The sequence below is a fragment of the Acinetobacter sp. S40 genome (genome assembly GCF_016624705.1).
In the GTDB taxonomy this organism is placed as follows: Bacteria; Pseudomonadota; Gammaproteobacteria; order Pseudomonadales; family Moraxellaceae; genus Acinetobacter.
The window spans coordinates 53945-80559 of the sequence record NZ_JACVTU010000005.1 but is presented as its reverse complement, the minus strand read 5'-3'; the positions used below and the strand labels follow the sequence as shown (position 1 = coordinate 80559).

Annotated in this window: 23 protein-coding genes; 18 read left to right on the top strand and 5 right to left on the bottom strand. The window is 37.5% G+C overall.

Features of this window, described 5'->3' with window-relative positions; genetic code table 11:
- Positions 1–161 precede the first annotated feature (161 nt).
- The 8 genes from IAE19_RS08790 (at position 162) to IAE19_RS08755 (ending at position 9747) form a co-directional block, all read left to right on the top strand.
- Complete coding sequence (locus IAE19_RS08790; protein ID WP_200460569.1) at positions 162–1430, top strand: sensor histidine kinase; 1269 nt, start codon at positions 162–164, stop codon at positions 1428–1430.
- 65 nt (positions 1431–1495) lie between these two features.
- The gene (gene glnE / locus IAE19_RS08785; RefSeq protein WP_200460568.1) at positions 1496–4243 is read left to right on the top strand and encodes a bifunctional [glutamate--ammonia ligase]-adenylyl-L-tyrosine phosphorylase/[glutamate--ammonia-ligase] adenylyltransferase; all 2748 of its coding nucleotides are present in this window, start codon (positions 1496–1498) and stop codon (positions 4241–4243) included.
- A 26-nt stretch (positions 4244–4269) separates the two neighbouring features.
- Complete coding sequence (locus IAE19_RS08780; protein ID WP_200460567.1) at positions 4270–5196, top strand: branched-chain amino acid transaminase; 927 nt, start codon at positions 4270–4272, stop codon at positions 5194–5196.
- Positions 5197–5267: 71 nt separating this feature from the next.
- Positions 5268–6155: a mitochondrial fission ELM1 family protein gene (locus tag IAE19_RS08775; protein WP_200460566.1), complete on the top strand. Its 888-nt coding sequence runs from the start codon at positions 5268–5270 to the stop codon at positions 6153–6155.
- Positions 6156–6159: 4 nt separating this feature from the next.
- Positions 6160–7188, top strand: a complete 1029-nt coding sequence (locus tag IAE19_RS08770) for a glycosyltransferase (protein WP_200460565.1) — start codon at positions 6160–6162, stop codon at positions 7186–7188.
- Positions 7185–7940 (top strand): polysaccharide deacetylase family protein, encoded by a 756-nt coding sequence (locus tag IAE19_RS08765; RefSeq protein ID WP_200460652.1) that lies wholly within the window; start codon positions 7185–7187, stop codon positions 7938–7940. Before IAE19_RS08770 ends, IAE19_RS08765 begins: the two co-directional genes overlap by 4 nt.
- Positions 7937–8701: a glycosyltransferase family 2 protein gene (locus tag IAE19_RS08760; RefSeq protein ID WP_200460564.1), complete on the top strand. Its 765-nt coding sequence runs from the start codon at positions 7937–7939 to the stop codon at positions 8699–8701. The genes IAE19_RS08765 and IAE19_RS08760 overlap by 4 nt, the downstream gene beginning before the upstream one ends.
- Positions 8702–8712: 11 nt before the next feature.
- Positions 8713–9747, top strand: a complete 1035-nt coding sequence (locus IAE19_RS08755; protein ID WP_200460563.1) for a glycosyltransferase — start codon at positions 8713–8715, stop codon at positions 9745–9747.
- Here IAE19_RS08755 and IAE19_RS08750 read toward each other — a convergent pair.
- Positions 9744–10634: a hypothetical protein gene (locus IAE19_RS08750; RefSeq protein ID WP_200460562.1), complete on the bottom strand. Its 891-nt coding sequence runs from the start codon at positions 10632–10634 to the stop codon at positions 9744–9746. The genes IAE19_RS08755 and IAE19_RS08750 overlap by 4 nt on opposite strands.
- Positions 10635–10701: 67 nt before the next feature.
- On the opposite strand from IAE19_RS08750, the gene IAE19_RS08745 reads away from it, so the two are divergent.
- The 4 genes from IAE19_RS08745 to glf are packed head-to-tail and all read left to right on the top strand — an operon-like array spanning position 10702 to position 14242.
- Positions 10702–11469, top strand: coding sequence for a glycosyltransferase family 25 protein (locus IAE19_RS08745; protein WP_200460561.1), 768 nt, complete (start codon positions 10702–10704; stop codon positions 11467–11469).
- Positions 11470–11487: 18 nt separating this feature from the next.
- Positions 11488–12270 carry a glycosyltransferase family 25 protein gene (locus IAE19_RS08740; protein ID WP_200460560.1) on the top strand — a complete coding sequence of 261 codons (783 nt, stop codon included), beginning with the start codon at positions 11488–11490 and terminating at the stop codon, positions 12268–12270.
- Positions 12271–12293: 23 nt separating this feature from the next.
- Positions 12294–13133 (top strand): DUF707 domain-containing protein, encoded by an 840-nt coding sequence (locus IAE19_RS08735; protein ID WP_200460559.1) that lies wholly within the window; start codon positions 12294–12296, stop codon positions 13131–13133.
- Positions 13130–14242: a UDP-galactopyranose mutase gene (gene glf, locus IAE19_RS08730; protein WP_200460558.1), complete on the top strand. Its 1113-nt coding sequence runs from the start codon at positions 13130–13132 to the stop codon at positions 14240–14242. The genes IAE19_RS08735 and glf overlap by 4 nt, the downstream gene beginning before the upstream one ends.
- 60 nt (positions 14243–14302) lie before the next feature.
- On the opposite strand, the gene IAE19_RS08725 is transcribed toward glf, so the two are convergent.
- Positions 14303–14518 (bottom strand): hypothetical protein, encoded by a 216-nt coding sequence (locus IAE19_RS08725; RefSeq protein WP_200460557.1) that lies wholly within the window; start codon positions 14516–14518, stop codon positions 14303–14305.
- A 261-nt stretch (positions 14519–14779) separates the two neighbouring features.
- On the opposite strand from IAE19_RS08725, the gene IAE19_RS08720 reads away from it, so the two are divergent.
- Positions 14780–15781 (top strand): stealth conserved region 3 domain-containing protein, encoded by a 1002-nt coding sequence (locus IAE19_RS08720; protein ID WP_227612221.1) that lies wholly within the window; start codon positions 14780–14782, stop codon positions 15779–15781.
- A 71-nt stretch (positions 15782–15852) separates the two neighbouring features.
- On the opposite strand, the gene aspS is transcribed toward IAE19_RS08720, so the two are convergent.
- Both aspS and IAE19_RS08710 read right to left on the bottom strand, forming a co-directional pair.
- Entirely contained in the window at positions 15853–17631 is a 1779-nt protein-coding gene (gene aspS / locus IAE19_RS08715) for an aspartate--tRNA ligase (RefSeq protein WP_200460555.1), read from the bottom strand.
- A 149-nt stretch (positions 17632–17780) separates the two neighbouring features.
- Positions 17781–18554, bottom strand: a complete 774-nt coding sequence (locus tag IAE19_RS08710; protein ID WP_200460554.1) for a DUF4184 family protein — start codon at positions 18552–18554, stop codon at positions 17781–17783.
- Between the two features lie 149 nt (positions 18555–18703).
- On the opposite strand from IAE19_RS08710, the gene znuD (IAE19_RS08705) reads away from it, so the two are divergent.
- From znuD (IAE19_RS08705) to IAE19_RS08695, 3 genes are all read left to right on the top strand, one after another.
- Positions 18704–20764 (top strand): zinc piracy TonB-dependent receptor ZnuD, encoded by a 2061-nt coding sequence (znuD, locus tag IAE19_RS08705; protein WP_200460553.1) that lies wholly within the window; start codon positions 18704–18706, stop codon positions 20762–20764.
- Positions 20765–20993: 229 nt separating this feature from the next.
- Entirely contained in the window at positions 20994–23051 is a 2058-nt protein-coding gene (gene znuD, locus IAE19_RS08700) for a zinc piracy TonB-dependent receptor ZnuD (protein WP_200460552.1), read from the top strand.
- 142 nt (positions 23052–23193) lie between these two features.
- Positions 23194–24657 (top strand): phospholipase D family protein, encoded by a 1464-nt coding sequence (locus IAE19_RS08695; protein WP_200460551.1) that lies wholly within the window; start codon positions 23194–23196, stop codon positions 24655–24657.
- Positions 24658–24740: 83 nt separating this feature from the next.
- Here IAE19_RS08695 and IAE19_RS08690 read toward each other — a convergent pair whose 3' ends face one another.
- Entirely contained in the window at positions 24741–25187 is a 447-nt protein-coding gene (locus IAE19_RS08690; protein ID WP_200460550.1) for a hypothetical protein, read from the bottom strand.
- A gap of 169 nt (positions 25188–25356) precedes the next feature.
- Between IAE19_RS08690 and IAE19_RS08685 the strand changes: the two genes are divergently transcribed.
- Both IAE19_RS08685 and IAE19_RS08680 read left to right on the top strand, forming a co-directional pair.
- Entirely contained in the window at positions 25357–25815 is a 459-nt protein-coding gene (locus IAE19_RS08685; RefSeq protein WP_227611075.1) for an RcnB family protein, read from the top strand.
- A gap of 144 nt (positions 25816–25959) precedes the next feature.
- On the top strand, positions 25960–26316 hold the full coding sequence (locus IAE19_RS08680) for an RcnB family protein (protein WP_200460549.1): 357 nt from the start codon (positions 25960–25962) through the stop codon (positions 26314–26316).
- Positions 26317–26615 lie beyond the last annotated feature (299 nt).

Below are 26615 nucleotides of genomic sequence, written 5' to 3'. Positions count from 1 at the left end.
AATTATCAGAAACTTAAGATTGTTTTACCCTTATAATTGATTTTTTGGTAAAAATTTGATAAATGTAAGTTGTATAATGTTTTTAAGTTTTATCTTTTCGTTGTTTTATTTTCATTCTCCATATTCTATTCATAATAATCAAAATCTCCATGAGGCGGACCATGAGTTTACAGTTGTTAGAGCTCGATCAGGCAGATCAGCTAAGTGCTTGCCGCTTATCGCTACTCCTTGGTCTAAAAAGTGAACATAATCTGATTCAACAGTTTTTAGAATTTGGTAAAAACTTGATAGGGTCTCAGAAAGCAATTTTATGTTTTCATGAAGAAACTTATTTTTGGCATCATGCTGATCATAAAATTCACGCAGTGCTTAAGCTACAAAAACGTAATAATGCGCAGTTTTTCAAAGATAAAGTTTTTATTGATCAAAACCATCCGCACTATATGGATTTTTCAGCCTATATGAGCGAAGGTGGTGTAGATCATCATCGTATTATTGCTTTGAATATTCTAAAAAATAATGAATCTGTTGGAGTTGCTTTGTTTTTTGATGATGAGCAGCAGGCATTTGATCCTCTCAAAATTTCAATGCTCGCTGAACATGGAATGAATTTTTCTCGTTATCTTGAGCTAAAATATAACCATGAAATTCTGAATGAACTTTATGAACAGCAATGTGCTCTGAATTTTAGTAAAACTAAATTTTTCTCGATTATTTCGCATGATTTACGCGCACCCTTTCATGGGTTATTGGGCTTTTCTGAGGTGCTTGCAAAAGAGCGTGAAACTTTAGATGAGTCAAGTGTTCAAAATATCGCAGATTATCTTTATGACACTTCGCAGTCGACTTATAACTTATTAGAAAGTTTATTGGAATGGGCGATGGCTGAAGGTGGACGCTTTGTGTATCATCCGATCACCTTTAATCTTAAACAAGCCACATCGATTGTGATTAAAGTTTTAAATACTTTGGCAATTAAAAAGAAAATTGCTCTGATTGAAGAAATTCCAGAGGATCTCAAAGTCTATGCTGATATTAATATGATTACTTCAGTCATTCAAAATCTGGTTTCCAATGCTTTGAAATTTACCCATGTTGACGGTACGGGTAAAGTATATATTCAAGCCTTACACGGTGAGACAGGCGTTGAAGTGTATGTGCGAGATACTGGACTTGGTATGACTGAACAGCAAATGGAGAATATTTTTCAGCCTCGTATTACTGTAAGTTTTAAAGGCACCGAAGGTGAAAAAGGGGCAGGTTTAGGTCTCACTTTATGCAAGAGATTTGTTGATTTAAATCGCGGTCATATTTCAGTGAATTCCAAAGAGGGAGAGGGGACAACCTTTAAGGTAATTTTACCGCACGCACCAGAAATCAATGAACTCATGGTTGAACAAAAAACTACCAATGAGACAAAAATGGTTTAAATTGATTTCGCTAAATTCGCCTGCAACTGTTATAACTATTTTCAAATAAAAGTTGCAGGTTTGTTATGAATACTGAGCAGTTGCAAAAAACATTAAGAGCCAGCCAATACGCTGAACAAGTATTGAGTCTACATCAAGCGGCTTTAGAACAAGATTATGCAATTGATCAGTTTAATCATACGCTCAGCACACACGATATTTTTCAACGAGTTGAACAAGAATTAAAAGATATTCAAAATGAAAGCCAATGGATGCGAACTTTGCGCATTTTACGTGCCAAACTTATGTTTCGCTGGATTTGGCAAGATGCCAATCAGCTTACTACCGTCATAACACTCACACGTGAATTGTCCGATTTTGCAGATGCTTGTATTTGTGCTGCTAAACAATTTGCATTAGTCCCACTGGTTGCAAAACATGGCGAACCTGTTGGCTACGATAGCCAGATTCAGGATTTAATCGTGGTTGGAATGGGGAAGTTAGGCGCTCAGGAGCTAAATTTATCTAGTGATATTGACCTGATTTTTGCTTTTGATGAGCAAGGCGAAACCAATGGTCGAAAGTCGATTGATGTCCAGCAATTTTGTATTTTATGGGGGCAAAAATTAATTTATTTGCTGGATCATATTACAGCAGATGGTTTTGTTTTTCGTGTCGATATGCGCTTGCGTCCCTGGGGAGATGGTTCAGCGCTTGCCATTAGTCATGTGGCTTTGGAAAAATATCTGATTCAGCATGGACGTGAATGGGAACGCTATGCATGGATTAAAGCCCGTATTATCAGCGGTGGAAAACGGGGGGATAATCTATTGGATATGACGCGTCCCTTTGTATTTCGCCGATATGTGGATTATTCCGCATTTGAAGCTATGCGTGAAATGAAAGCCATGATTGAGCGTGAAGTAGCTCGACGTAATATTGCCGATGACATAAAGTTGGGTGCTGGCGGTATCCGCGAAGTTGAATTTATTGTGCAGGTTTTTCAGCTGATTTATGGCGGATCCAAGCGTGAGTTACAGGATCGACAATGTCTAGTCAGTCTTCACCACTTAGGCGAAGTAGGTTTGCTTGAGCCGCAAGCCGTGATTGAGCTTGAAGACGCTTATTTATTTTTAAGACGAATTGAGCATGCGATACAGGCGTTAAATGACCAGCAAACACAAATGTTGCCCATAGAGCCTGAATTACGTCAACGCATGATTGATACACTGGGTTACAGTTCTTGGGATTCATTTTTAACGGTTTTAAATGAAAAACGCGCGCGGGTGAGTGACCAATTTAAAAATCTGATTCAGGAAGAAGTCGCTTCGCCTATAGAAACAGAAAGCCAACTGGAACAACGATTGGATGAGGTTTTAGATGATTCAACCAGAAATCTGATTCATGAATTCTGGCATGGCAATGCCTTGAAAAAATTACCGTCCAAAGCTGTACAGCGTTTAAAAGATTTCTGGCCTTATTTAATTGAAGCGATATTACAGTCGGATAAGCCGCAAGTTGCGCTCACACGGTTAATGCCCTTGGTTGAATCAGTGATGCGCCGCACAGTTTATCTGGTAATGCTGATGGAAAGTCGAGGAGCCATGCAACGCTTAGTCAAGATGGCAACCGTGAGTCCGTGGATCTGTGAAGAGCTGACCCAATATCCAGTGTTACTGGATGAATTTCTATCTATGGACTTTGAGTTACCTAAGCGCAAAGATCTGGAAGATTCTTTACGTCAACAACTGCTGCGGATTGAAATTGATCAAGTGGAAGATCAAATGCGAGTACTGCGTTTATTTAAAAAGAGCAATGTACTCACAGTCGCTGCAAGTGATGTTCTGGCAGAAAGCCCTCTGATGAAAGTCTCTGATGCTTTAACAGATATTGCAGAAGTCAGCGTCATTGCCACTTTAAATCTGGCTTATCAAACAGTGGTAAAACGGCATGGTTATCCGCTAAATGCGCAAGGACAACGCTGCTCGTTAGAGCATAACGGTTTTGCAGTGATTGGTTACGGTAAAGTAGGAGGAATCGAGCTAGGTTATGGTTCCGATTTAGATTTAGTCTTTATTCACTATTTCGATGAGCAAGCCGAAACGGACGGACAAAAAGCCATTACAGGTTTTGAATTCGCCATGCGTGTAGCACAAAAGTTTTTATCGCTAATGACCACACAAACACTTGATGGCCGAGTGTATGAGATTGATACCCGACTACGTCCTTCTGGTGAGGCGGGTTTATTGGTTACTAGTCTCAAGGCATTTGAACATTATCAATTAAAGAGTGCTTGGCTTTGGGAACATCAAGCTTTAGTACGCGCACGTTCCATTGCGGGCGAAGAAGATTTAAGAGCTAAATTCGCGGTGCTTCGAGCTCAGATATTGATTCAACCTCGCGATGAAAAATACGTGCAGGAAGAAGTATTAAAAATGCGCCAGAAAATGAAAGATCATCTAGGTTCCTCTACAGAACAAAAAAAACATGGGATTTTTCATTTAAAACAGGATGCAGGTGGTATCGTTGACATCGAATTTATGGCACAGTATATGGTGCTTGCATGGAGTGGTGCGAATCCTGATCTCGCCCATTTTTCCGACAATGTAAGAATTCTTGAAGATGCTGCTAAAGCAGGCTGCTTATCCAGTGAAGATGCCACAGCATTGATACACGCTTATCTCAGTGAACGAGCCGAGAGCCACCGCCTAGCCCTTGCAAATCAATCCATGCAAGTCAGTGCTGCGGACTGGCGCGATACCCGCGAGGTCGTTTGCAAGTTATGGCAAAGATTAATAGATCCAGCATCAACGGTGATGCTGGAGAGTGAATGATTGTGTAAAAATTTGGAGTGTGTGCCATGAATTTGGCTGATCGTGATGGTTTTATTTGGCAAGATGGACAAATGGTTGATTGGCGTGAGGCAAAAATCCACGTCTTAACTCATACACTACACTACAGTATGGGTGTCTTTGAAGGTGTCCGTGCCTATGAAACGCCTAAAGGTACAGCAATTTTCCGTCTCCAAGACCATACTAAACGTTTGCTAAATTCTGCAAAAATTTATCAAATGAAAGTCCCGTTTGATCAAGCAACGCTTGAGCAAGCTCAAATTGATGTAGTACGTGAGAACAAACTGGCTTCATGCTATTTACGTCCACTGATCTGGATTGGTTCTGAACGTTTAGGAATTGCTGCAACCAATAATACGATTCATGCTGCGGTTGCTGCATGGGGCTGGGGTGCTTACTTAGGTGAAGAAGCGATGGCACAAGGTATTCGTGTCAAAACTTCATCATTTACACATCATCATCCTAACGTGACTATGTGTAAGGCGAAAGCGTGTGGTAACTATACGGTTTCGATTTTAGCACATCAGGAAGTTGCGCATTCGGGCTATGACGAAGCAATGTTGATGGATCCTCAAGGTTTTGTATGTCAGGGGTCTGGTGAAAACGTATTCTTGATCAAAGATGGCGTATTGCATACTCCTGATCTTGCAGGTGGTGCGCTTGACGGAATTACTCGTCAAACTGTGATTACTATTGCGAAAGATCTTGGGTATGACGTGGTTGAACGTCGTATTACTCGTGATGAATTTTATATCGCTGATGAAGCATTCTTTACTGGAACTGCGGCTGAAGTGACGCCAATCCGTGAATATGATGATCGTCAAATTGGTGAAGGTCGCCGTGGTCCAATTACCACGATTATTCAAAAAACATTCTTTGATGCAGTTCAGGGTAAAAATCCAAAATATGAACACTGGTTAACTTACGTTAAATAAGCTAATCGGTTAAGATTAAAGGCGAAACCTGTGTTTCGCCTTTTTTATTGACGTAATATTGGGAAAATAAAATGCATATTGTATATGTGAGTGATGCAAAGGCGGGACATCGATCACAAGCTCTGGGCTTATATCAGGCCATGCATCAGCAAAATCCCAATACCAGTTTTGAAGAGATTAGGCTTGAGCAATTGCCGTTATTGGTCATTTTGAAAGGGCTTCTTAGCCATCAAGTAAATGGTATTATGCAACAACCTGACTTTATTTTTGGTGTGGGTTCTCATACGCATTTACGCGTTTGGTTGCTGGGTAAAGTTTATCCTAAAGCGAAAACCGTGATCTTGATGAAGCCTAGTTTACCGATTCAATGTTTTGATTATGCGGTTATTCCGGAGCATGATGGTATTGCTGCATCTGATCACGTAATTGTCACCCAAGGTGCCCTAAATCCGATTAAAAATGAACATCGTCATCAAGAAAATCGTATTTTGATTGCGCTTGGTGGAAATTCAAAACGGCATCAGTGGAATGAAAACAAGGTACTAATGGCAATCGCACAAATCGTGCAGCAAAATTCGCAATGCCAAATCATATTAACTACTTCTCGACGTACCCCTGAGCATTTTCTTACGCATTTAAAACAACAAAGTTATGTACAGCAATTAGACATTTTCCCCGTAGAGCAAACCCCACAGGGCTGGATCTTTGAGCAAATGCAACAGGCAGAAGTAATCTATGTAACAGAAGATAGTGTTTCAATGATTTTTGAGGCGTTAACTGCGGGCTGCAGAGTTGGGGTAATTGCAATGGATCGCTTGAAATCTGATAGAATTACACAATTAATTGATCAATTACCCTTTGAACAAACTACAGAAATTATTCGTTTGTTACAGCTTACAACTCCATTACATGAAGCGAAGCGAGTAGCATCTCAATTATTGGACTCATCGAGTTTTTAATTAAATGAAAATATTGCATATTGCAAATTTTGGCTTTAACAAACAGGGCGCACATTTTTATTGTACAGATCGAAAAATTTCGGCAGGACTGATCGAAAATGGTCACTTTGTCTATGATTTTAGCTTTCGAGATATGGCTCGGATGGGAACCGTTTTTAAAACAAAAAAATTAGGTGCGAATTGGGCCAATAAAGAAATCTTAAAAATTGTGGATAATCTTGAACCTGATTTAGTCCTAATTGGACATAGTGATTTGATGAGTCCAGACGTACTTAAGCAGATTAAGTATCTATACCCGAAAACTAAAATTGCTTTTTGGTATGTAGATCCACTTTATCTTGAACACAAACTGGATTTTGTAAAAGCATTCTCGCCGTATCTGGATGCTATTTTTTGTACCACGGCAGGTGAATATTTGGCTAAACTCAAACAGCCTCATTTAAGTGTCGGTTATATGCCTAATATTGGACATCGTAATGTAGAAACCCTAGTGCAATTTGCAAAGGGAGATACAGATAAGACTTTTATCTTTTGTGGTGTAGTTTACAAAGAGCCAGAGCGCGAAAAATTTTTAAAAGATTTGGCAGAAACCTTACAAGGTAATCGAATTAAATATCAATATTATGGATGTTTTGATCAGGCTGGGGTTTATGGAAAAGCTTATTATCAAGTTTTAGCAGACTCTAAAATGGGGCTAAATTATTCAAGACGTAACGATGTGACTTTATATAGTTCTGATCGTATTGTTCAACTTACAGGAAATGGACTCTTAACATTTTGTCCCCGCATTCCAGATTTTGAAAAATTGTATAATGAACAAGAAGTCGTTTATTTTAATGATCAGGCTGATCTGGCCAGAAAGATTCAATTCTTTGATCGGCATCCTGAACAGATGATACAAGTTGCACAAGCTGGCTGGGAAAAAACGCGTCAATCATTTAATGCAAAGCGAATTACTCAATACATGCTTGAAGTGGCTTTCCGTCAACCTCTTTCAGAAGAATATGAATGGTCACATGAGGTATATGCATAATGTGGTTGCTGTATATAGTGCTAGTTTTAGTATTTCTTGCTGGATTACTTTATCTACTTGGTAACTATACCTTTTGGTTGCCATTTCGCTCAAATAAACTACCGCGTATTGTCATGCTACATCAAGTGACGCCCCGTTTAAATGCTTCGGGTATGAATATGCCTCCCGAAAAATTTGAGCAACTATTACGACTTTTGGTAAGTAAGAAATCAATATTTTGTTTTGTCTCTGAATTGGAACAATATCGTGAACAAAGCAATGTGGTGGCCTTAAGTTTTGATGATGGTTTTATGGATAATTATATCTATGCTTATCCGCTATTAAAAAAATATAACGCCAAAGCCACAATTTATTTGGCTACACAAATAGAAGGTATTGAAAAACTGAGTCATGTCCAAATTCAAGAAATGGCTTCTTCTGGTTTAGTAGAGTTTGGAGCGCATACCCAACATCATGTCAATCTGCTGAAACTAGATGATCAAGCTGCTTATGGCGAAATGCAAAAATCGAAACAAGATGTTGAACAAATAGTTGGGAAATGCCCAAGTTTTGCCTATCCATTTGGTCGCTTTAATGAAAAACATCAGCAAATGGCTCGTGAAATAGGCTTTAAAAATGCGGTATCCACCCGCAAAAAAATCGAAGCTTATGATGTTCAGCATCCATTTAATATTCCAAGAGTGAGTACGCATGGTGCCATGAATACATTACAAATGCGTATCGCACTTGCTAAAGGGCGTTATAAGCTATGAATAAAATTGCATGCAGTGTTTATATAGTCACTCTTAATTGTGGATCTTGGTTAGAAAGGACTTTATATAGTGTACGTGATTTTGATGAGGTGATTATTCTCGACTCAGGAAGCACAGATAATACCTATGCAATTGCCCAGCAGTTTGAGAATGTACAAATTTCTCATCAGGATTGGCAAGGTTATGCAGGACAAAAAAGCCTAGCTTTAGCAAAATGTCGCAATGCTTGGGTGCTGAATCTGGATGGTGACGAAGTATTGTCAGACGGTCTAAAGCAAGAGATCGTGAATGTTATTCAACAAGATCAGATTGATGCTTTAATTACCCCAATTAATGATGTTTTCTTGGGTGTAGCAAATAGCAAACATACCAAGAAACATGCCAAAGTCCGCTTTTTCCGTCGATCCAAAGGACAGTATGATCTAGCCAATAAAGTCCATGAAAATGTGATTGTGGATGGTTTTTCACAACGTGCAGAACATGATATCTATCATTTTGGTGAGTCGAGTATTTTTGTCAAAGTTGAAAAAAATAATCAATATTCAAACCTAAAGGCCTTAGAAAAATTCCAAAAAGGAAAATCTCCAAGTCTTGCTAAGCTGATATTGATCATGCCCATAACTTTTTTAAAATCTTATTTCATCCGTCGTAGTTTCCTAAATGGCTGGCGTGGTTTCGTCAATAGCATGATCAATGCCTTTTATGCATTTTTAAAAGAAGCAAAACTCTTTGAACAAAGTATGAATAAAGATAAAAAGTAGTGGGATAAGTGATGAGAATCGTTCAGATATTAGCAACAAGTGGAGGCTTAGGCGGATTAGAACAGCATACCTTTAATTTGAGCAATGAACTGGCTTTGAGTCAGGACGTGCATGTAATTGCTCATCCATGCTATGCGGAAAAATTTACATCTCAAGTTACTTTTCATGCACTAGATTTTTCCCGCAGTCGCTGGAATATTTTTCTACTTTGGCAACTCAAATCGCTTATTCAACAGATTCAACCTGAAATTGTCCATGCTCAGGCAGGTAAAGCGGCTGAACTGATTTCACGTATTCGATGTTATTTACCAGATGTAAAAGTAGTCACAACTATTCATGGAACCAAAAAAAATAAATCTGCTTACTTGGTCGGAAATGCTGTTATTGCAGTGAGTCAGGCTCTGGCTCAGGATATTCCAAAAGACAAAGTCCATGTGATTTATAATGGTGTTTATTCCCAACCGCCATTAACGTTCATAAACAAGCAAAATCTATTGCAAAGAGTTCTTCAAGATTTCCCAAAGTTGGATCCTACAAAAAAAATAGTGATGTGTATTGGGAGGTTGGAGCCCGTTAAAAATATTCGTTTGTTGATTCAATCTATTCAGAATATTGATGCTAATTTATGGATTATCGGTGATGGATCATTGAGAGAAGCCTTAGAAAAACAGGTTAAGGCTTTAGGGTTGCAAAATAAAGTCGCTTTTTTAGGTTTTAGAGCAGATGCTAGAGAACTCATTCAATTGGCCGACATTATTGTTTTATCTTCAGATCGAGAGGGCTTCCCGCTCGTGATGGTTGAAGCCTTGCAAGCTGATAAAGTCATGGCCTCGACGAAAGTAAATGGGGTCGTAGAATGGCTGCCAACTGAATATCTGGCAGATATTGGCGATGATCAATCATTAACGATTGCAATTAATCATGCTCTACAACCTCAAGCCAAATCTCAATTTGATTCACTTTTTAAAAAAGCCAAGGCAGAATTGACGGTTGCAGCAATTGCAAAGCAGACTCTCCGTATATATGAAAATCTGCTCGGAAATTAATGGGTTTTAGGGGATAGGCGAATTGAGTCTAAGACCACAAATCCATCTTCATAATTCATCGTATGACAACCATCATCCATTGGATTCCAGTCTGGAAGAATGACGCTTAAAAGTTGTTCCTGATAATTGGTGGGACTCAATTGAGTAATGGCTTTTAACTCAATATTTCCCCCATAACGCTTTAATGAGTCCTGACTAGGTCGAACCAGTTGCCCTTGATAATAAAAGGGTTTTCCTGCCATCCGAAATTGTTGACTGCCTTTATATACGGGGTTGTGAGGATGTTCTTTCCATTCAGGTTTTAAAATATCGTTGGTAAAAAATATATCTAAACGATCGCCAAACTTTTTGCAGTTACGCCGTGTAGATGTAAACAAATACCAAATTCCTTCATGGTAAAGAGGGGTACTGTCTACGGCTTCGATATTTTCTAATAAATTTGAATGTTTCTCCCATTTACATGGAAATTCTATGCATTTCCATAGTTCGATAGTTTTATTTGCAGAAGTTTCAGGAATCATGTACCAATCATTTTCTACTTTAAATACACAAGGATACGAAAGGTGATAATCAAGCTTTAAAATAGTTTGTGGCGAAGTAGAAGTTCCATCTTTAAATACTTCCACGACAGAAAGAAAACCAACAGGATGGTGATCATCGACTTCTTCAAAAAAAATGAAATGACGGCCATCTTCATAAGCATAAAAACTATCTGCAAAAGTAAATTTTTGCGGAGAATGAATTTCATAAAGATCTTTAAGCTGATCTAAACTGGTCAAAGGCTGATTTAACCAACCAAAACGCATATACCAATGTGAATTAAAGGATTTTTCTTTTTTCTTTTGCTGATATTTATACCATTTTTTTAAAATTTGACGTTTCATCATTAAATTTCACACTCGATATGGCTATAATTGGTACACTACACCTGATTTATTTTAGCACTTGATTGAAATGAAAAAATATCTCATTAGTATTGAATCCGAAGATAGTAAAAGACTACAAGGATTTTACGCGCAAAAAACATTTTATAAGTATAAAGATGATTTTAAACAATTTGGAATTATCGGTAAAAACTTAACTGTTAGTGAATATTTTGAACAGGGTGTTGCAGGTAAAAGCAAACCAATGACACCAGGCGAGTTGGGGTGTACACTTTCTCATCTTGCAGCATTGAAGGATTTTTTATCCTCTGAAGAATCGTATGCCGTTATTTTTGAAGATGATGTAATTGAGAGATTTTCAATTGATTTTAATGTGTTAGAAGAACAAATTAAAATGATGAGGTTGAGTCCTCCCTTGTTCTTAAGTCTGGGTGGTATTCAGATGAAAATTTGTCGTAAAGTGAAGGGAAAAGATCAGAAAAATCTCTTATTAGATCAACCAGTTTTAAAAGTTGATCCTTTTTTTTATGAAAATTTGGCATATGCATATGCATATATAGTAGACCGTGAAATGGCTAAAATATTACTTAATTTTCATAAACCCCCAAAAGTTTATGATCAATGGGCTGACCTTACAATTAATTCTAAACAGCCATTTAATATCTATGTTTCATATATATTTGATCATCCCCAAATCGAAAATGAGAAAGATAAGAGTTATCTTGAAAATGAAAGAGACATGATGACTATAACAAAAAAGAAATCTTATTCAAATTCTTCTTATATTGTAAAAAAAATTAGAGGATTTTTTCTTCAAACTTATAAGTTAAATATATAATCAAATAGGCAATTTATTTTGAAAAAATATCTCATTAGTATCGAAGCATATGATAGTCCAAGACTAAAAAAATTTTTTTCTCAAAGTAATTTCCATCTATATATGGCTGATTTTAAGAAAATAGGCATTAAAGGAAAAGATCTTACAGTAAAAGAATATTTTGATTTGGCCGTTGCGACTCAAAAGTATCCATTAAGTCCAGGAGAGCTGGGGTGTACTTTATCCCATATGCAAGCTCTTCATGATTTTATTACAAGTGATGAAAAATATGCATTAGTATTAGAAGATGATGCTATCCAAACCATGGATATTGATTTGAATCAATTTGAATCAGAAGTAGAAAATTTGAATTTGCAAGATTGTTTCTTTATGAGTTTAGGTGGTATTCAACTTAAAGTAAATGATCGTGTTTATGGGAAAATTCAGGTTCAGAAAATTCATCATAAAAATATTCTAAAACTTCATCCTTATAGTATTGCTGATTTATCTTATACCTATGCTTATATAGTAGATAAAGAAATGGCTCAGGTATTATTGAATTATCATCATAAACCACATGTATGTGACCATTGGGATGAGTTATATCAATTCAATTCAAAAGTTAATTTTTATGCAACGTTTTTATTTGATCATCCTGAAATCATAACTCATACGTCTTCCACCAGTAGTATAGAGATAGAGCGTAAACTTCTTCTAGAAAAAAATAAAGTGGAAAGAAATATTTTTGAAAAACTCAATCGATCATTTAAAAAAAAGTGGTTAAAGTGTTTTTATGAGCGATATAGTGAATTTAAAAATTAAATCAAATTTAGTTAGAGTTATTTATGAAAAATTTAATTGTTGTAAGATGTGGAGATAATTCACTGCATGAAAAATGGGTTTCAATTGAAGCAAATTATGATATCGCTTTAAGTTATTTTGGAAATAATCCGAAGTTTGATATGGATAAAATTAAATTTTTCCATCCTTATAAAGGCTCCAAGTGGGAAGGTTTGTATAATTTTTTTACTACAACTGAATTTTGGAAAGGGTATGATGCAATCTGGTTACCTGATGATGATATAGATATAGATGCTCAAGCTATTAATCAATTTTTTGAATTATTTCACTATTATAATTTTGATTTAGCTCAACCTTCGCTGGATGAAAGAAGCTATTATTCTTGGGGGATTCTATTAAATAATAAATCTTTTAAATATCGTGAAACGAATTTTGTTGAAGTGATGATTCCTTGCTTTAATAAAAAATCTTTTCAGTCATTATATCCAACATTTAAAGAAAATAAATCAGGATGGGGACTAGATAACTTATGGCCTAAACGCCTAGGTGAGTCTTCTAAAATCGGTATTATTGATGAAGTAAAAGTATTTCATACTCGTCCTGTTGGTTCAGCAGGTAATGGTGTTGGTAAACAAAGTTTGAGAAAAAATACTTTTTTCTCAAAAGCGAAATTGATTACCCCACTTGATGAACTGAATATTGTGCTTAAAAAATATAATTTAAGCCAGGATACAATTTGTAAAGGTGGTCTGGATTATCAAAATAAATATTTGAATGCTGAAAATGTTGAATTTATTAAAAAAGTGATTGCTGGGTCTGATAATCGACTCTTAGAAGGAACATCAATTTCTTTTGGATTAGATAAAATTGGATTAGATAAATGAAGTTTTTAATCGTGGGATGTGGGTTTACCGGCGCTGTCATTGGAAGAGAGCTTGCAGAACAAGGGCACTCTATTGTCATTATTGATCAACGGCATCACGTAGGGGGTAATTGTTATACTGAACGAGATCAGCAAACTGGCATCATGGAACATGTTTATGGGCCACATATTTTTCATACAGATGACGAGCAGGTTTGGAAGTATATTAATTCACATGGGAATTTTAAGCCATTTATAAACAGAGTTAAATCGATTGTAAAGAATGAGGTTTATTCTCTTCCTATTAATTTGCATACAATTAATCAATATTTTAAAACTAACTTTACCCCAAATGAAGCAAAGAATTTTATAAAAAATCTAGGTGATAAAAATATTGAGGTTCCACAAAATTTTGAAGAACAGGCTTTAAAGTTTATTGGAAAAGATTTATATGATGCTTTTTTTAAAGGATATACAAAAAAGCAGTGGGGGCTTGAACCTAAATTATTACCTGCCAGTATTTTGAAAAGATTACCTGTCAGATTTAATTATGATGATAACTATTTTTCACATAAATATCAGGGCATGCCTGAAAATGGATATACATCAATTATCGAATCTATTTTAAATCATGAAAATATCTCAGTAGAGTTAACTAAAAGTTTTTCTAAACAGCTAATAGCTGAATATGATCATATTGTTTGGACTGGTAAGTTAGATCAATGGTTTGATTATTCTGAAGGAAAGCTGAATTATCGTACGTTGAAATTTGAAAAAAATTACTTTGAAGGTGATTATCAGGGCAATGCGGTTATTAATTATGGCGATGAAACTGTACCTTATACCAGAATTTCTGAGCATAAACATTTTGCTCCATGGGAAACACATGAACAATCTATTTATTTTAAAGAATACAGTGCAGATTGTACCGATGAAGATATTCCTTACTATCCTGTGAGATTAGCTAATGATAAAACAGTGTTAGATAAATATTTGGCTTTGGCAAAATTGGAAAAAAAAGTCACTTTTGCTGGACGCCTAGGAACTTATAGTTATATGGATATGGACGTAACTATTAGACAGGCTTTAGATATATCGAAAGAACTTATTAATCAAGCTGATTCTATCTGACCATTTCTGAAGTTGAATAAGCAACATCATTGATCTAAATCATGATGTTGCACTACTAAATTATTTATCCGCATTTCCTTTTAAGACCATGTAAATCAGCGCAACAAAAATAAGCAATGCACCAACCAAGCTACTTATGCAGAAAAATAAAATTCGTTGATTTGTAGTCATGTTAAACAATTCATTTGCAAGAATATAGCGCATGAAAAACCATTGTGCTAAAGAAAATACAATAATTACAAGGGCATGTCGACGCACTTTAGGACGCATAGCCATATTGATAGCCTTGTTTAACAATAAAATTGCCCAATTATGCCACTTGATAGCTACTATCTCAACTGTATCATTGCATGTGAAAGGATAAGGAAAAAATTGGTTTAGTATTATCATTATGTGCGAATTATGAAGAAAAAATAACGCAATTACACAATAAATTCATATTATTTTTATGACTTTAGCTTTAACTGTTAATTAGATTATTTGATTTAAAATTTTGTTTTTGGGGATATGAGTTTGAAGCATCCAATTGATTTTGTAATGATTTGGGTAGATTCAAATGATACAAGCTGGAAAAAGGATTTTCTCTATTATAAGTCGAAAGATAGTAATCTGACACAGGAAGAGTTAGATAAACAATGTCGTTATCGTGATTGGGAAAATTTACAATACTGGTTTAGATCAATTGAAAAATATTGTCCATGGGTAAGAAAAATCCATATTGTAACGTGTGGACATTTTCCAGAGTTTTTAGTTAAAGACCATCCAAAGTTAAATTTAGTCAAGCATAATCAAATTATTGATGCCGCCTATTTACCTACTTTTAGCTCTCATGTAATTGAAATTAATATCCATAAAATTCAAGGATTGGCTGAACACTTCGTTTATTTTAATGATGATATGTTTATCAATAAACCACTAGAGCCAGACTTCTTTTTTAAAAAAGGGTTACCTTGTGATGGTATTGTCTTACAACCATTAATGGTGGTAGGTACAGAAAATTTTCTGGGTGCAGTCACCCTCACAGATGTTGCAATTATTAATAAATATTTTAATAAACGGCAGCTTTTTAAGAAAAGTCCTTATGCACTTTTTAATTTAAATTATACTCCAAAAAATAATTGGATTAATTTTTTAGAGTTTTATAATCGAAAGTTTTCAAGTTTCTATAACATGCATTTACCCCAGCCTTTTTTAAAATCAATCTTTGATGAAGTCTGGGAAAATGAAAAGGATTATTTAAATCAAGTTTGTACTCATCGTTTCAGACAGCCTTTAGATGTTAATCAATATTTATTCCGTATCTGGCAGTTATGTTCAGGAAATTTTTATCCAATTAATTTGTTTAATCGTGGGCAAAATTTTAATTTAAAACTTGAGAGTTTAAATGAGATTTTAGAAGTGGTGAGAAAGGAAAAACTCCCACAAATTTGTTTAAATGATGATGAGCAAGTTCATGATTTTGAGCAACTTAAAGCTGAAATAATCCAAATTTTTTCTGAAAAATTTAAAACGCCGTCTAGCTTTGAATGTCAGAATTAAAAATTTCGCTACTTTTAAATAAAAGACCTGCACTGAGCAGGTCTTTTAAGATTTAGAATTAGATGATCAAATTAATCTTCTTTCTTCGGTTGTTCGCGTAAACGAATACCTAAGTCACGTAGCTGATTTGGCTCAACTGGTGCAGGCGCTTGAGTTAAAGGACATTCAGCGGTCTTGGTTTTCGGGAATGCAATCACATCACGAATAGAAGATGCACCTGTCATCAGCATCACCAAACGATCCAGACCAAAAGCCAAACCACCATGTGGAGGTGCACCATAGCGTAATGCATTTAACAAGAAACTGAACTTTTCTTCTGCTTCTTCATCAGAAATACCCAGCGCTTCAAAAATTGCTTTTTGCATTTCTAAAGTATAAATACGCAGCGAACCACCACCAATTTCAGTTCCATTTAAGACCATATCATAAGCAACAGATAAAGCTTCACCTGGATTGGCTTTTACATCTTCAACACTTGATTTTGGCAAAGTAAATGGATGGTGAACGGATGTCCATTTGCCATCATCAGTTTCCTCAAACATTGGGAAATCAACAACCCAAAGCGGTGCCCACTCTTGTGTTGCAAGTTTCAAATCATGACCGATTTTAACACGCAGCGCGCCCATAGCATCGTTCACAACTTTGGCTTTGTCTGCACCAAAGAAGACAATGTCGCCATTCTCTGCACCCACACGTTTTAGGAGATCAAGTACGATTGGCTCGATAAATTTAACGATTGGGGATTGTAAGCCTTCTATACCTTTTTCAAGTTCATTGACTTTGATATATGCCAACCCTTTGGCACCATAGATTCCGACAAACTTGGTATATTCATCAATTGCACTGCGTGGCAATGAACCTGCGTCAGGCACACGTAAAGCGACGATACGACCTTTAGGATCTTTGGCTGGGCCCGCAAATACTTTAAATTCCACATCCTGCATCAAATCAGCAACGTCAACGAGTTTCAATGGAATACGTAAATCTGGTTTGTCAGAAGCATAATCACGCATAGCTTCGCTATATGGCATACGCTGGAATTTATCAAACTTAATGCCAAGTAATTCATCAAACAGTTTTACCGTCATACCTTCCATCAAATCCATGATGTCATCATCATTCAAGAATGATGTTTCAATGTCGATTTGAGTAAATTCTGGCTGACGATCTGCACGTAAATCTTCGTCACGGAAACATTTAGCAATTTGATAGTAACGATCAATACCACCGACCATTAGCAATTGTTTAAACAATTGTGGTGATTGTGGTAGTGCGTAGAAGCTACCGTTTTGTACACGGCTTGGAACGAGATAATCACGTGCACCTTCAGGTGTAGCGCGAGTTAAAATCGGTGTTTCAACATCAAGGAAACCATGATCATCTAGATAATTACGGATCAGATTGGTTACTTTAGAACGGAAACGTAAGCGATCCAGCATTTCTGGACGGCGAATATCAAGGAAGCGATATTTTAAACGGTGTTCTTCAGATACATTAATATTGTCGTCATTCAATGGGAATGGCGGAGTTTCAGATTGTGCAAGAACTTCAATTTCTTTGCCCAAAACCTCAATTTGACCACTCACCATATTGGCATTTTCAGTACCTTCATAGCGACGACGGACACGACCTGTAATTTTTAAAACAAACTCTGAACGTGCTTTGTCCGCAGTTGCAAAAGCTTCAGGAGTATCTGGATCGATGACGACTTGGACTAAACCATCACGGTCACGCATATCAAGGAAAATAACACCACCATGGTCACGGCGACGGTGTACCCATCCGCAAAGTGTTACTGTCTGGTCAATTTGGGCTTCTGTTAAAGAGCCGCAGTAATGAGTTCGCATCATAATTTAAAAATCCAAACTATATTGGCTGTAAGGGCGTATACGTAAACAGCGTACCGCCAGTGAATCAGCGATTATGCCTCTTTGGGCCTAAGCCCACAAGAACTTGAGTCAAAAACAGCAAAAAATACCAAAAAATGAATGCTTAATGCTTATTCTCGACATGAAAACCAATTCAGACGTTTCAGAAAAATAAAAATCAGGTAGGCAAAACTAAAGCTCAGCAAAAAACCACGTGAGAAATAATTAATCGCTTTACCTGTAACGGCATAGGTATCTGTTTGCCAAAACTGGGGATCAATTTGTTGTAAATAATGGAAGGCCAGATAACCGCCAGTACATAATGAGAGCAACAATACAAAATTAAAAAATAGAGGGAGGAGGCGAGAATCTATTTGAGAGACGCGATGCTTTTGGATGTAGCGATAACACATCCAAAATAATAGAGGCAAACAAAGTATAGACATTCCTAGCTGTAGTAAGCGATGAACTGGATAAGATTTGCCTAAAAAATGAGTTTCATAACTGAGTAAATGCTGGAAGGCAAACGTTCTAAAATCATCATGAGTAAGACCATCCCAAATAATATGGGTGGCGCATCCAATCAAAATGCCTGCTATACACGCGATACAAAAACCACAGAATTGATTAAAAGTAGCAAGATTTAAATCATCTTGTAATGCCAGCCAGCAATACAAGGCAGGACGGTACAATAAATACCAGAGCAAACAAAAAATAAGACCTAAACATAGGTTAGGAATAATCAAACCCGCCCATTCATGGCTAATCGTGACATTTTCATTGGTAAATAACCGAACTAAATCTGGTGTCATACAACCGATGGCGAGTGCTCCGATGGGTAAGGTATGACGACTTAAACGGGCGAGAGGAGGTGCCAGAACAGCATGTGACAAAGTAAAAGGCATAAATACAAACAAATAGTTTTGAATCAATATCGAAACTGAGTTTAAGGCTTTGTTGAGAGAATGAATGTTTTTTATTGCAAAATAAATGAAATGTTATATTATAACTAAAATTAAGAAAATTTTAAGATTTTAAGGATTCGAGGCTTTATATGTTCTTTAAAAAGAATGTTCTGACTGTGTCGATAGTTGCTGTGATCTGCACAGGAGTACATGCAGCAGATCAAGAGACTGAGATACAAAAATTAGAAACCATCGAAGCCACCGCGCATCCGCTGGTGCAAAGTGCGGTGGATTATGCTGCGGCTGACAATATCATTAAAAATGATCAATTGCGGCAAGGAGATGCGACGATTGGGGAGGCTTTAAGTGATCAAGTTGGGGTTTATTCCAATCAGTTTGGGCCGGGTGCAAGTCGTCCTGTGATTCGTGGACAGGATGGTGCACGTGTAAAGGTTTTGGATAATGCTTCAGAAACGATGGATGTTTCAACTTTATCTCCCGATCATGCAGTAACGGTTGATCCGATTTTAGCGAAACAAGTTGAAATTGTTCGTGGACCATCCACCTTGTTGTATGGAGCAGGCACGGTGGGCGGTTTGGTTAACGTGACAGATAATAAAATTCCAACCCAAATGCCTGAAAATGGCTATGAAGGGCAAGTGGGATTACGTTATAACACAGGCAGCGACGAAAAGTTGGGAGCTGCGGGAGTCACTGTGGGACTTGGAGAGCAGGTGGCTTTAAGGGTAGAAGGCTCAAAACGGGATGCCAATAATTATATTGCGCCTGATTATGTCCACGAGGGTGAAAAAGAACGTCGAGTCGATAACACATTTGCCAAATCTGATAATGTCAGTGTGGGATTATCATGGATTTATGATCGTGGGTTTACGGGTATTTCCTATACTAACCGTCAGGATCAATATGGTTTGCCGGGACACAGCCACGAATACGAAAGCTGTCATCCGCATGGTACACATTTACATTGTGGGGATCATGATCACGATGAAGAAGAGGAAAGTCATGATCACGAGCATGAACATGATCATGCAGGTCCATGGGTTGATCTTAAATCTGAACGTTATGATTTTAGATCGGAACTTAATGATCCCTTTGCAGGCTTTAAAAAGTTACGTGCGCAAGCCAGTTATACGGACTACAAGCATGATGAAATAGAAGAGGGTGAAGCCGCAACGACATTTAAAAGCACAGGGTATGATGCGCGTTTAGAATTGGTGCATAATCCGATTGGGGTATGGGAAGGGGTGATTGGTACGCAATTTGGTCGTCAGAAACTGGATATTACGGGTGAAGAATCAATTTTTGCTGGGCCAAGTACGACAGATAAGTGGAGCTTATTTGCTTTAGAACATACCCAATGGAAAGATGTGCATTTTGAACTGGCGGCTCGTCTGGATCAGCAAAAAATTGATATTGATTCATCTCAAAAAGATTATGACGATCATGCTTTTTCTTATTCGGGTGCGGCAAACTGGTTATTTTCACCAAATTATAAATTATCACTGGTGGCATCGCATCAGGAGCGTATGCCCTTGGCGCAAGAACTTTATGCCAATGGTAAACATCTTGCGACCAATACCTATGAGTTGGGCAATGAAAATCTAAATACAGAAAAATCCAATAATCTGGAACTAGGTTTTCATTATGATACCGACAAGTTAAATTATCATGTTCATGTGTTTCATAACTGGTTTGATGACTACATCTACGCACGAACACTCGATCGATATGAAAATTTCCGCTTGGTCGAATATACGCAAGACAAAGCACGTTTTTATGGGGTAGAGGGTGAAATCTCTTATCAACTTTCTCCACTCTATAAAACGACGTTGTTTGGAGATTACGTTCGCGGCAAAATTGATGCTGAAGGCGATGCACCACGTATTCCTGGGGGGCGTTTAGGAACACGTTTTGATGCTGACTTTGGTGACGGTTTTTCAGGTATGGCTGAATATTATCACGTGTTTAAACAAGACAAAATTGCCGCCTATGAAACTCAAACCGATGGTTATAACCTAGTGAATTTGGGGGTGGCATATGCAGCAAGAGCCAGTGAAAAAACAGATTATCGGGTTTACTTAAAAGCCAATAATCTTCTGGATGAAACGGTATATAACCATGCCTCGTTTTTATCTAATATCCCTCAGGTGGGAAGAAACTTTACTGTTGGCCTTGATTTTAGTTTCTAAAATAGAAAGCCGCCTCTGTTAAATCTTTAAATAAAGTCTATCTAGTCATAGGCTTTATTTTTTGAAATGTTATATTGTTTCAATCATCATTTGCTTAAATCTGACTTAAATTCTTATCAAAACCATAAAAGTTATACTCCTAATGGAAATATTGATACTAGACTGAATTTTCTTGAAAAATAATTAATATATTATAACGTAACAAGTGATTTGCATCTGGATGATCACTATGCTTAAAACAACACATATCTTTGCGCTTTCCCTTCTTTCATTATCTATACAACATGTCTTTGCGCAGAATACTCAACCGCAAGTGGATGTGAGCGATTTACCCACTATTGAGCTTCAAGCTCAGACTACACCTAAAGACCATCTAGATGATGCGGCGGGGGATCAAGTTATAAAAAAAGATCAACTGATTCAGGGCGGAACCACTATTGGAAATGCATTAAATGGTCAGGCAGGCATTTATTCTGCACAATATACAGGAGGTGTTAGTCGCCCTGTGATTCGTGGTCAAGATGGAGCTCGGGTTAGGATTACCCAAAATGGTGGAGATGCTCTGGATGTTTCCTCAGTTTCTCCTGACCATGCGGTTACTGTTGATCCTAATTCTGCCGATCAGATTGAGATATTAAAAGGCCCTGAAACTTTACTTTATGGAGCAGGTTCAGTCGGTGGCTTGGTGAATGTCGTTGATCATAAAATTCCTTCAAAAATGCCAGAACAGGAATATGAAGGACGTGTAGGCGCACGCTATAACACGGGTGATGATGGTTTAGTTTATACAGCAGATACCACAATTGGTTTGGGTAGTCAGGTCGCGTTAAATGTAGGAGGCCTACAACGAGATGCCAATAACTATATTTTACCGCATGATTTACAAAACGATTCACGCCGTGAAGATAGCACCTTTGCTCAATCTCATGATTATCATGCCGGATTGTCTTGGATTTATGATCGAGGTTATACAGGCATCGCCTATAATGAACGCCATGATAAATACGGTATTCCCGGCGATAATCCGTTATATGGACTTTGTTCTCCAGAAGCAGGCAAATTGAGCTGTGGGACGTTGCAACAGCAGCAGGCTGCCATGCAGGATGATGATGGCGCAAGCGCATGGATTAATTTAAAAGAAAAACGTTATGACATTAAAAGTGAGTTAAGCGATCCATTTACTGGATTTAATAAATTGGCAGCGCAGGCAACTTATACCGATTATCAGCATCAGGAAATGGATGGTGATGAACCAGATACGACTTTTATTAGTAAGGGAACTGACGCTCGCATTACGCTGGATAATAATAGCTGGTTGGGCTGGACGGGGCAGTTAGGCTCACAATATACTCAACAAAAACTCAATATTAATGGTGAAGAAGCGTTGATGGATCCAACCAAAACTCAGCGTTATAGTTTATTTGGATTACAAGAAAAGCAACTGGACCAGCTACATTTTCAAGTGTCTTCCCGTATTGATCATCAGAAGATAGATATTGATGGTAATGATGTAGATGTAGGGGCAAAAAATTATAGTGGAACGGCATATTCAGCCGCAGCTTCAACGGATTGGCAATTTATCCCCAACTACAAATTATCACTGACTGCTTCTCATCAGGAACGTTTACCAATGGCGCAGGAGCTGTATTCCAATGGCGCACATATGGCAACCAATACCTATGAGTTGGGGAATGATGATTTAGATATCGAAAAATCCAACAACATTGAACTCGGGTTGCATTTTGATCATGATCGTCTGAAATACAATTTGAGTGCTTTTCAAAACTGGTATGACAACTTTATTTATGCCAATACGCTTGATCGTTTTGATGATTTTCGCTTGATCCAATATGATCAAACCAATGCACGTTTTTATGGAGTTGATGCTGATCTTAGTTATCAAATCAGCTCGCGTTATAATGCAGGATTATTTGGTGATTATGTGCGTGGTAAGCTCGATGATAATGGGAATGCGCCGCGTATTCCAGGTGGTCGCATTGGTACCCGTATCAAAGCAGATTTTGGTGAAGGATATTCTGGTACTGCTGAGTATTATCATGTCTTTCATCAGGATGATATCGCTAACTATGAAACAGAAGGCAAAAGTTATAACATGCTTAATCTGGGCCTAGGTTATCAGGGGCAATTAAACCAGAAAGCAGGGTATCAGCTTTATGCCAAAGCCAATAATCTACTTGACAGTAAAGTCTATTTACATGAGTCATTTTTATCAGATGTACCACAAATAGGGCGCAATTTTACCGTCGGTGTAGATTTTAATTTTTAAATCACTAAAATTTTATCGAAGGGAAAGCGAAATGCTTTCCTTTTATGTTTTTGCAGATTTAGATCAGCTAATTTAACTAAATGTGTCTTGAAAAATAAGGAAATAAACTCTAGCCTGACGCTAATTGTTTAGGTTGTTTGTTATGCGTATTTTTCAACGAATTCACAAGAAACTGAATTGGACAGGGCGACGTTATATTGCCTTGATTGCAGGTGTTTTAGTTCTTAGTTATGTCGCTTCCGCGATTTATCATGTTTATAAACCTTTACCAGTGGGTTTAAATTTTACGGGTAAATTACGCCATGCCGATGTCAAATTTCTTTCTGACCAGACTTATGTGAATGCGCAGGGGCAGCAGCAACAGGATCATCAGATATTTAATGAAATTTTAAATCTCATTCATCAGGCTAAAACTACCATTGTGCTGGATATGTTTTTATTCAACTCAGAAACGGGTGAATCCAAACTGACTCAACGACCTTTAACCCAGCAATTGACTCAAGCCCTTATTCAAAAACGTCGTGAATCGCCTAATGTTGAAATTACCCTTATTACTGATCCGATTAATTCGGTATATGGGGGAATCTTGCCAGAACATTATCGACAGTTACGTCAAGCTGGCGTCGATGTAATCGAAACCAATTTGACGCCATTACGTGCCTCAAATCCTGCATGGTCAGGTTTTTGGTATATCTGCTGTCAGGATCTAGGTAATAATCCAGAAAAAGGCTGGTTATCCAACCCATTTGGGAAGGAAAAAATTACTTTACGAAGCTATTTGCAATTGGCAAATTTTAAGGCTAATCATCGTAAAACCTTGGTGGTCGATACTGAGGATGGCTGGAAATCGTTAGTCACATCGGCTAATCCGCATGATGGTAGTTCACGTCATTCTAACGTCGCTTTAGTCGTCTCGGGCCCAACGGCAATGGATGTATTAAAAACTGAGCAAACTGTGGCGCAAATGTCAGAAGGTTCATCTCCTGTGATGGTAATGGGGGAGATGAATGCCGAGAATAATACACCCCAAGTTCAAGTGTTGACCGAAGCTGCGATTTATCATGCTGTTGTGGATTTAATTCAGACTGCGAAAGCCAATGATCAGATTGATCTAGCGATGTTCTATTTATCAGAACGTCAAATTATTAATGAGTTAAAAGCCGCACAAAAGCGTGGCGTGAAATTACGCATTCTACTTGATCCAAATAAAGATGCGTTTGGTCGCCAGAAAAATGGCATTCCAAATCGTCAGGTCGCTTCAGAGTTAAATGCGGCAGGAGTACCTATACGCTGGTGCGATACACATGGTGAACAATGTCATAGTAAGATGATCATCAAATCTGGTGCTGATGAGACAGATATGATTTTAGGATCTGCCAATTTTACGGCGCGGAATCTGAAAAACTATAATCTGGAAACAGATTTATTGGTAAAAGGACAGGCACAGGCCGCCGTTTTTCAAGATGCGGAACATTATTTTAATACGGCATGGTCCAACTTAGATGGCCGTCAAATGAGTGTGGATTATGCCAAATATGCAGATGAGTCCAAACTAAAATATTGGATTTATCGTTTTATGGAATGTTCTGGATTATCTACTTTTTAGGATAAAGAACTCGACTGAGAACTTATGTCATTTTAAATGAAAAAAGAGAGGATATTCCTCTCTTTTTATTTTTATGATGTCGTTTAATGGGTTGGAGGAATAAGTTCATCCAGCTCTTTAGCAGTGAGCTGATCTAATTCTGTTAAATTGGTCGAGATGTTCCATTGGCTTTCATCTTCAACAGGAGTGGGTAACCGTGCCTCTAGCCAGTCACATACGATATCGGGTGTAAAGTCTGGATGATTACACTGAATTACCCAAGCCAGAAATTCTTTAGGACCACCATTCATATAAGGTGGAGGAGAAACTGGAAAAAATTGGGTGGGTAAACGTTCATTGGTCGATAAATAATTAAGCACATGTCCCAATTCTTGTACAGTCTGCCAAGCTAGAGGATGTTCATTATCAATCTGAAATTTAAACCACCATGCGTCTTTGCCATCTGTACCATGGGCATCAATTCTACTTTCCTGAATACTTGGTACTTTACTAAAAAATTGATAAAGGCGTTCAAAACTTAATTCAGCCACAAGATCTCATCCAGTCATACAATGAAGATCTAGTATAACGGCTTTTTCGATAAAGAAATGCTGGCTCCTTAGCCAAGTACAACTTTAAACAAAGCCTACATTTATGATGCAGATACTGTCTGTTTTTTAAGCTAAAATAATGCAAAGAGTACAAAATAAGCGGGGCGATATGATGCATATTTATGGTGTATATGCCTGTATTGGGGTAATACTATTCAGCCTCTCAACTCCAAGCATTGCCGAAAATCAGTGGGGAAATTATCGAGGCGTAGAACGACCTACCCCCCCTTCAAGACCCCCACAATGGAATCGTCCACCTCCGTCTCAAGGGCATCGGCCTCCGCCAAACTGGGGAGGACATTATCCTGAGTATCCACAGCGACCTCGTCAGGGTAGTTATATTGAGTATCACTATCAACCGAGTACCCAGTATGAATACCGGACTGAACGTTACGTGTTTGTTAGAGGTAATACACTACCTATCGAATATCGTAATGAACAATATTATATTAATGACTGGTCTGGGCATCAGCTTTATGAACCGCCATGGGGAACACGTTGGTATTCAGTAGGTGGACATTACTTACTCATCTCAGATGATGGTTTTCGTATTGAGGTTGTGCGTTAATGAAGGCTGATCTCATATGTTTTGTTACATATTCTTCATCTTTGAGAAAGTTGGCTTACAATCCTTAGCAAACTAGCAGTTTTCATCCATGCTTTCTCCTTGACTGTCGCCTAAGCTGGTGACAGATCAGAAGAGGATGAAGTTATGAAATTATCATTGAAGATGGCACTTGTTGTACTGGGTTTGGGTATTTCTGCAACAAGTATGGCGGCACCAAATGACTGGAATCAATATCGTGGCGTAGACCGCCATCACCATCAAGCCCAACCCGTGCCAAAAGCGCCACCGAAATGGTCAAATTCGAATCATGATCGTGATCGTTACGTCAATTTTAGAAAAGGTGATCGCTTGCCTAATCAATATCGTGACAATCGTTATCATGTCTCGAATTGGCGCAGCTCGCGCTTATCTGCACCGCCGCGTGGCTATCATTGGGTAAGAGCAGATCATCGCTATTTACTGGTTTCAAATAGTAATCATCGGATTTACGCTGTCCGATAAGTCTATTCAAAGATCATTAATCCCACCATCGCAAAGGTGGGATTTTTATTGTAAATTTCAAAATTCATTTATTTTTCATTCTATTATCTAAAGTGAAGGAGCATTTCTCATTCTAATAAAAAAAGCGATTTCATCGCTGAATTGATGGCTAAAGATTAGCTTTATGATATCGACCTATTCGTCATCTTTATTTTAATGTATGGAGGTTTTTTAAGGTAATTTACAATGCAATATGAACCGTATTACAACCCACTAAAATTATAACAATTGATTGCAGATGCATTCGTTTTATCCATTAT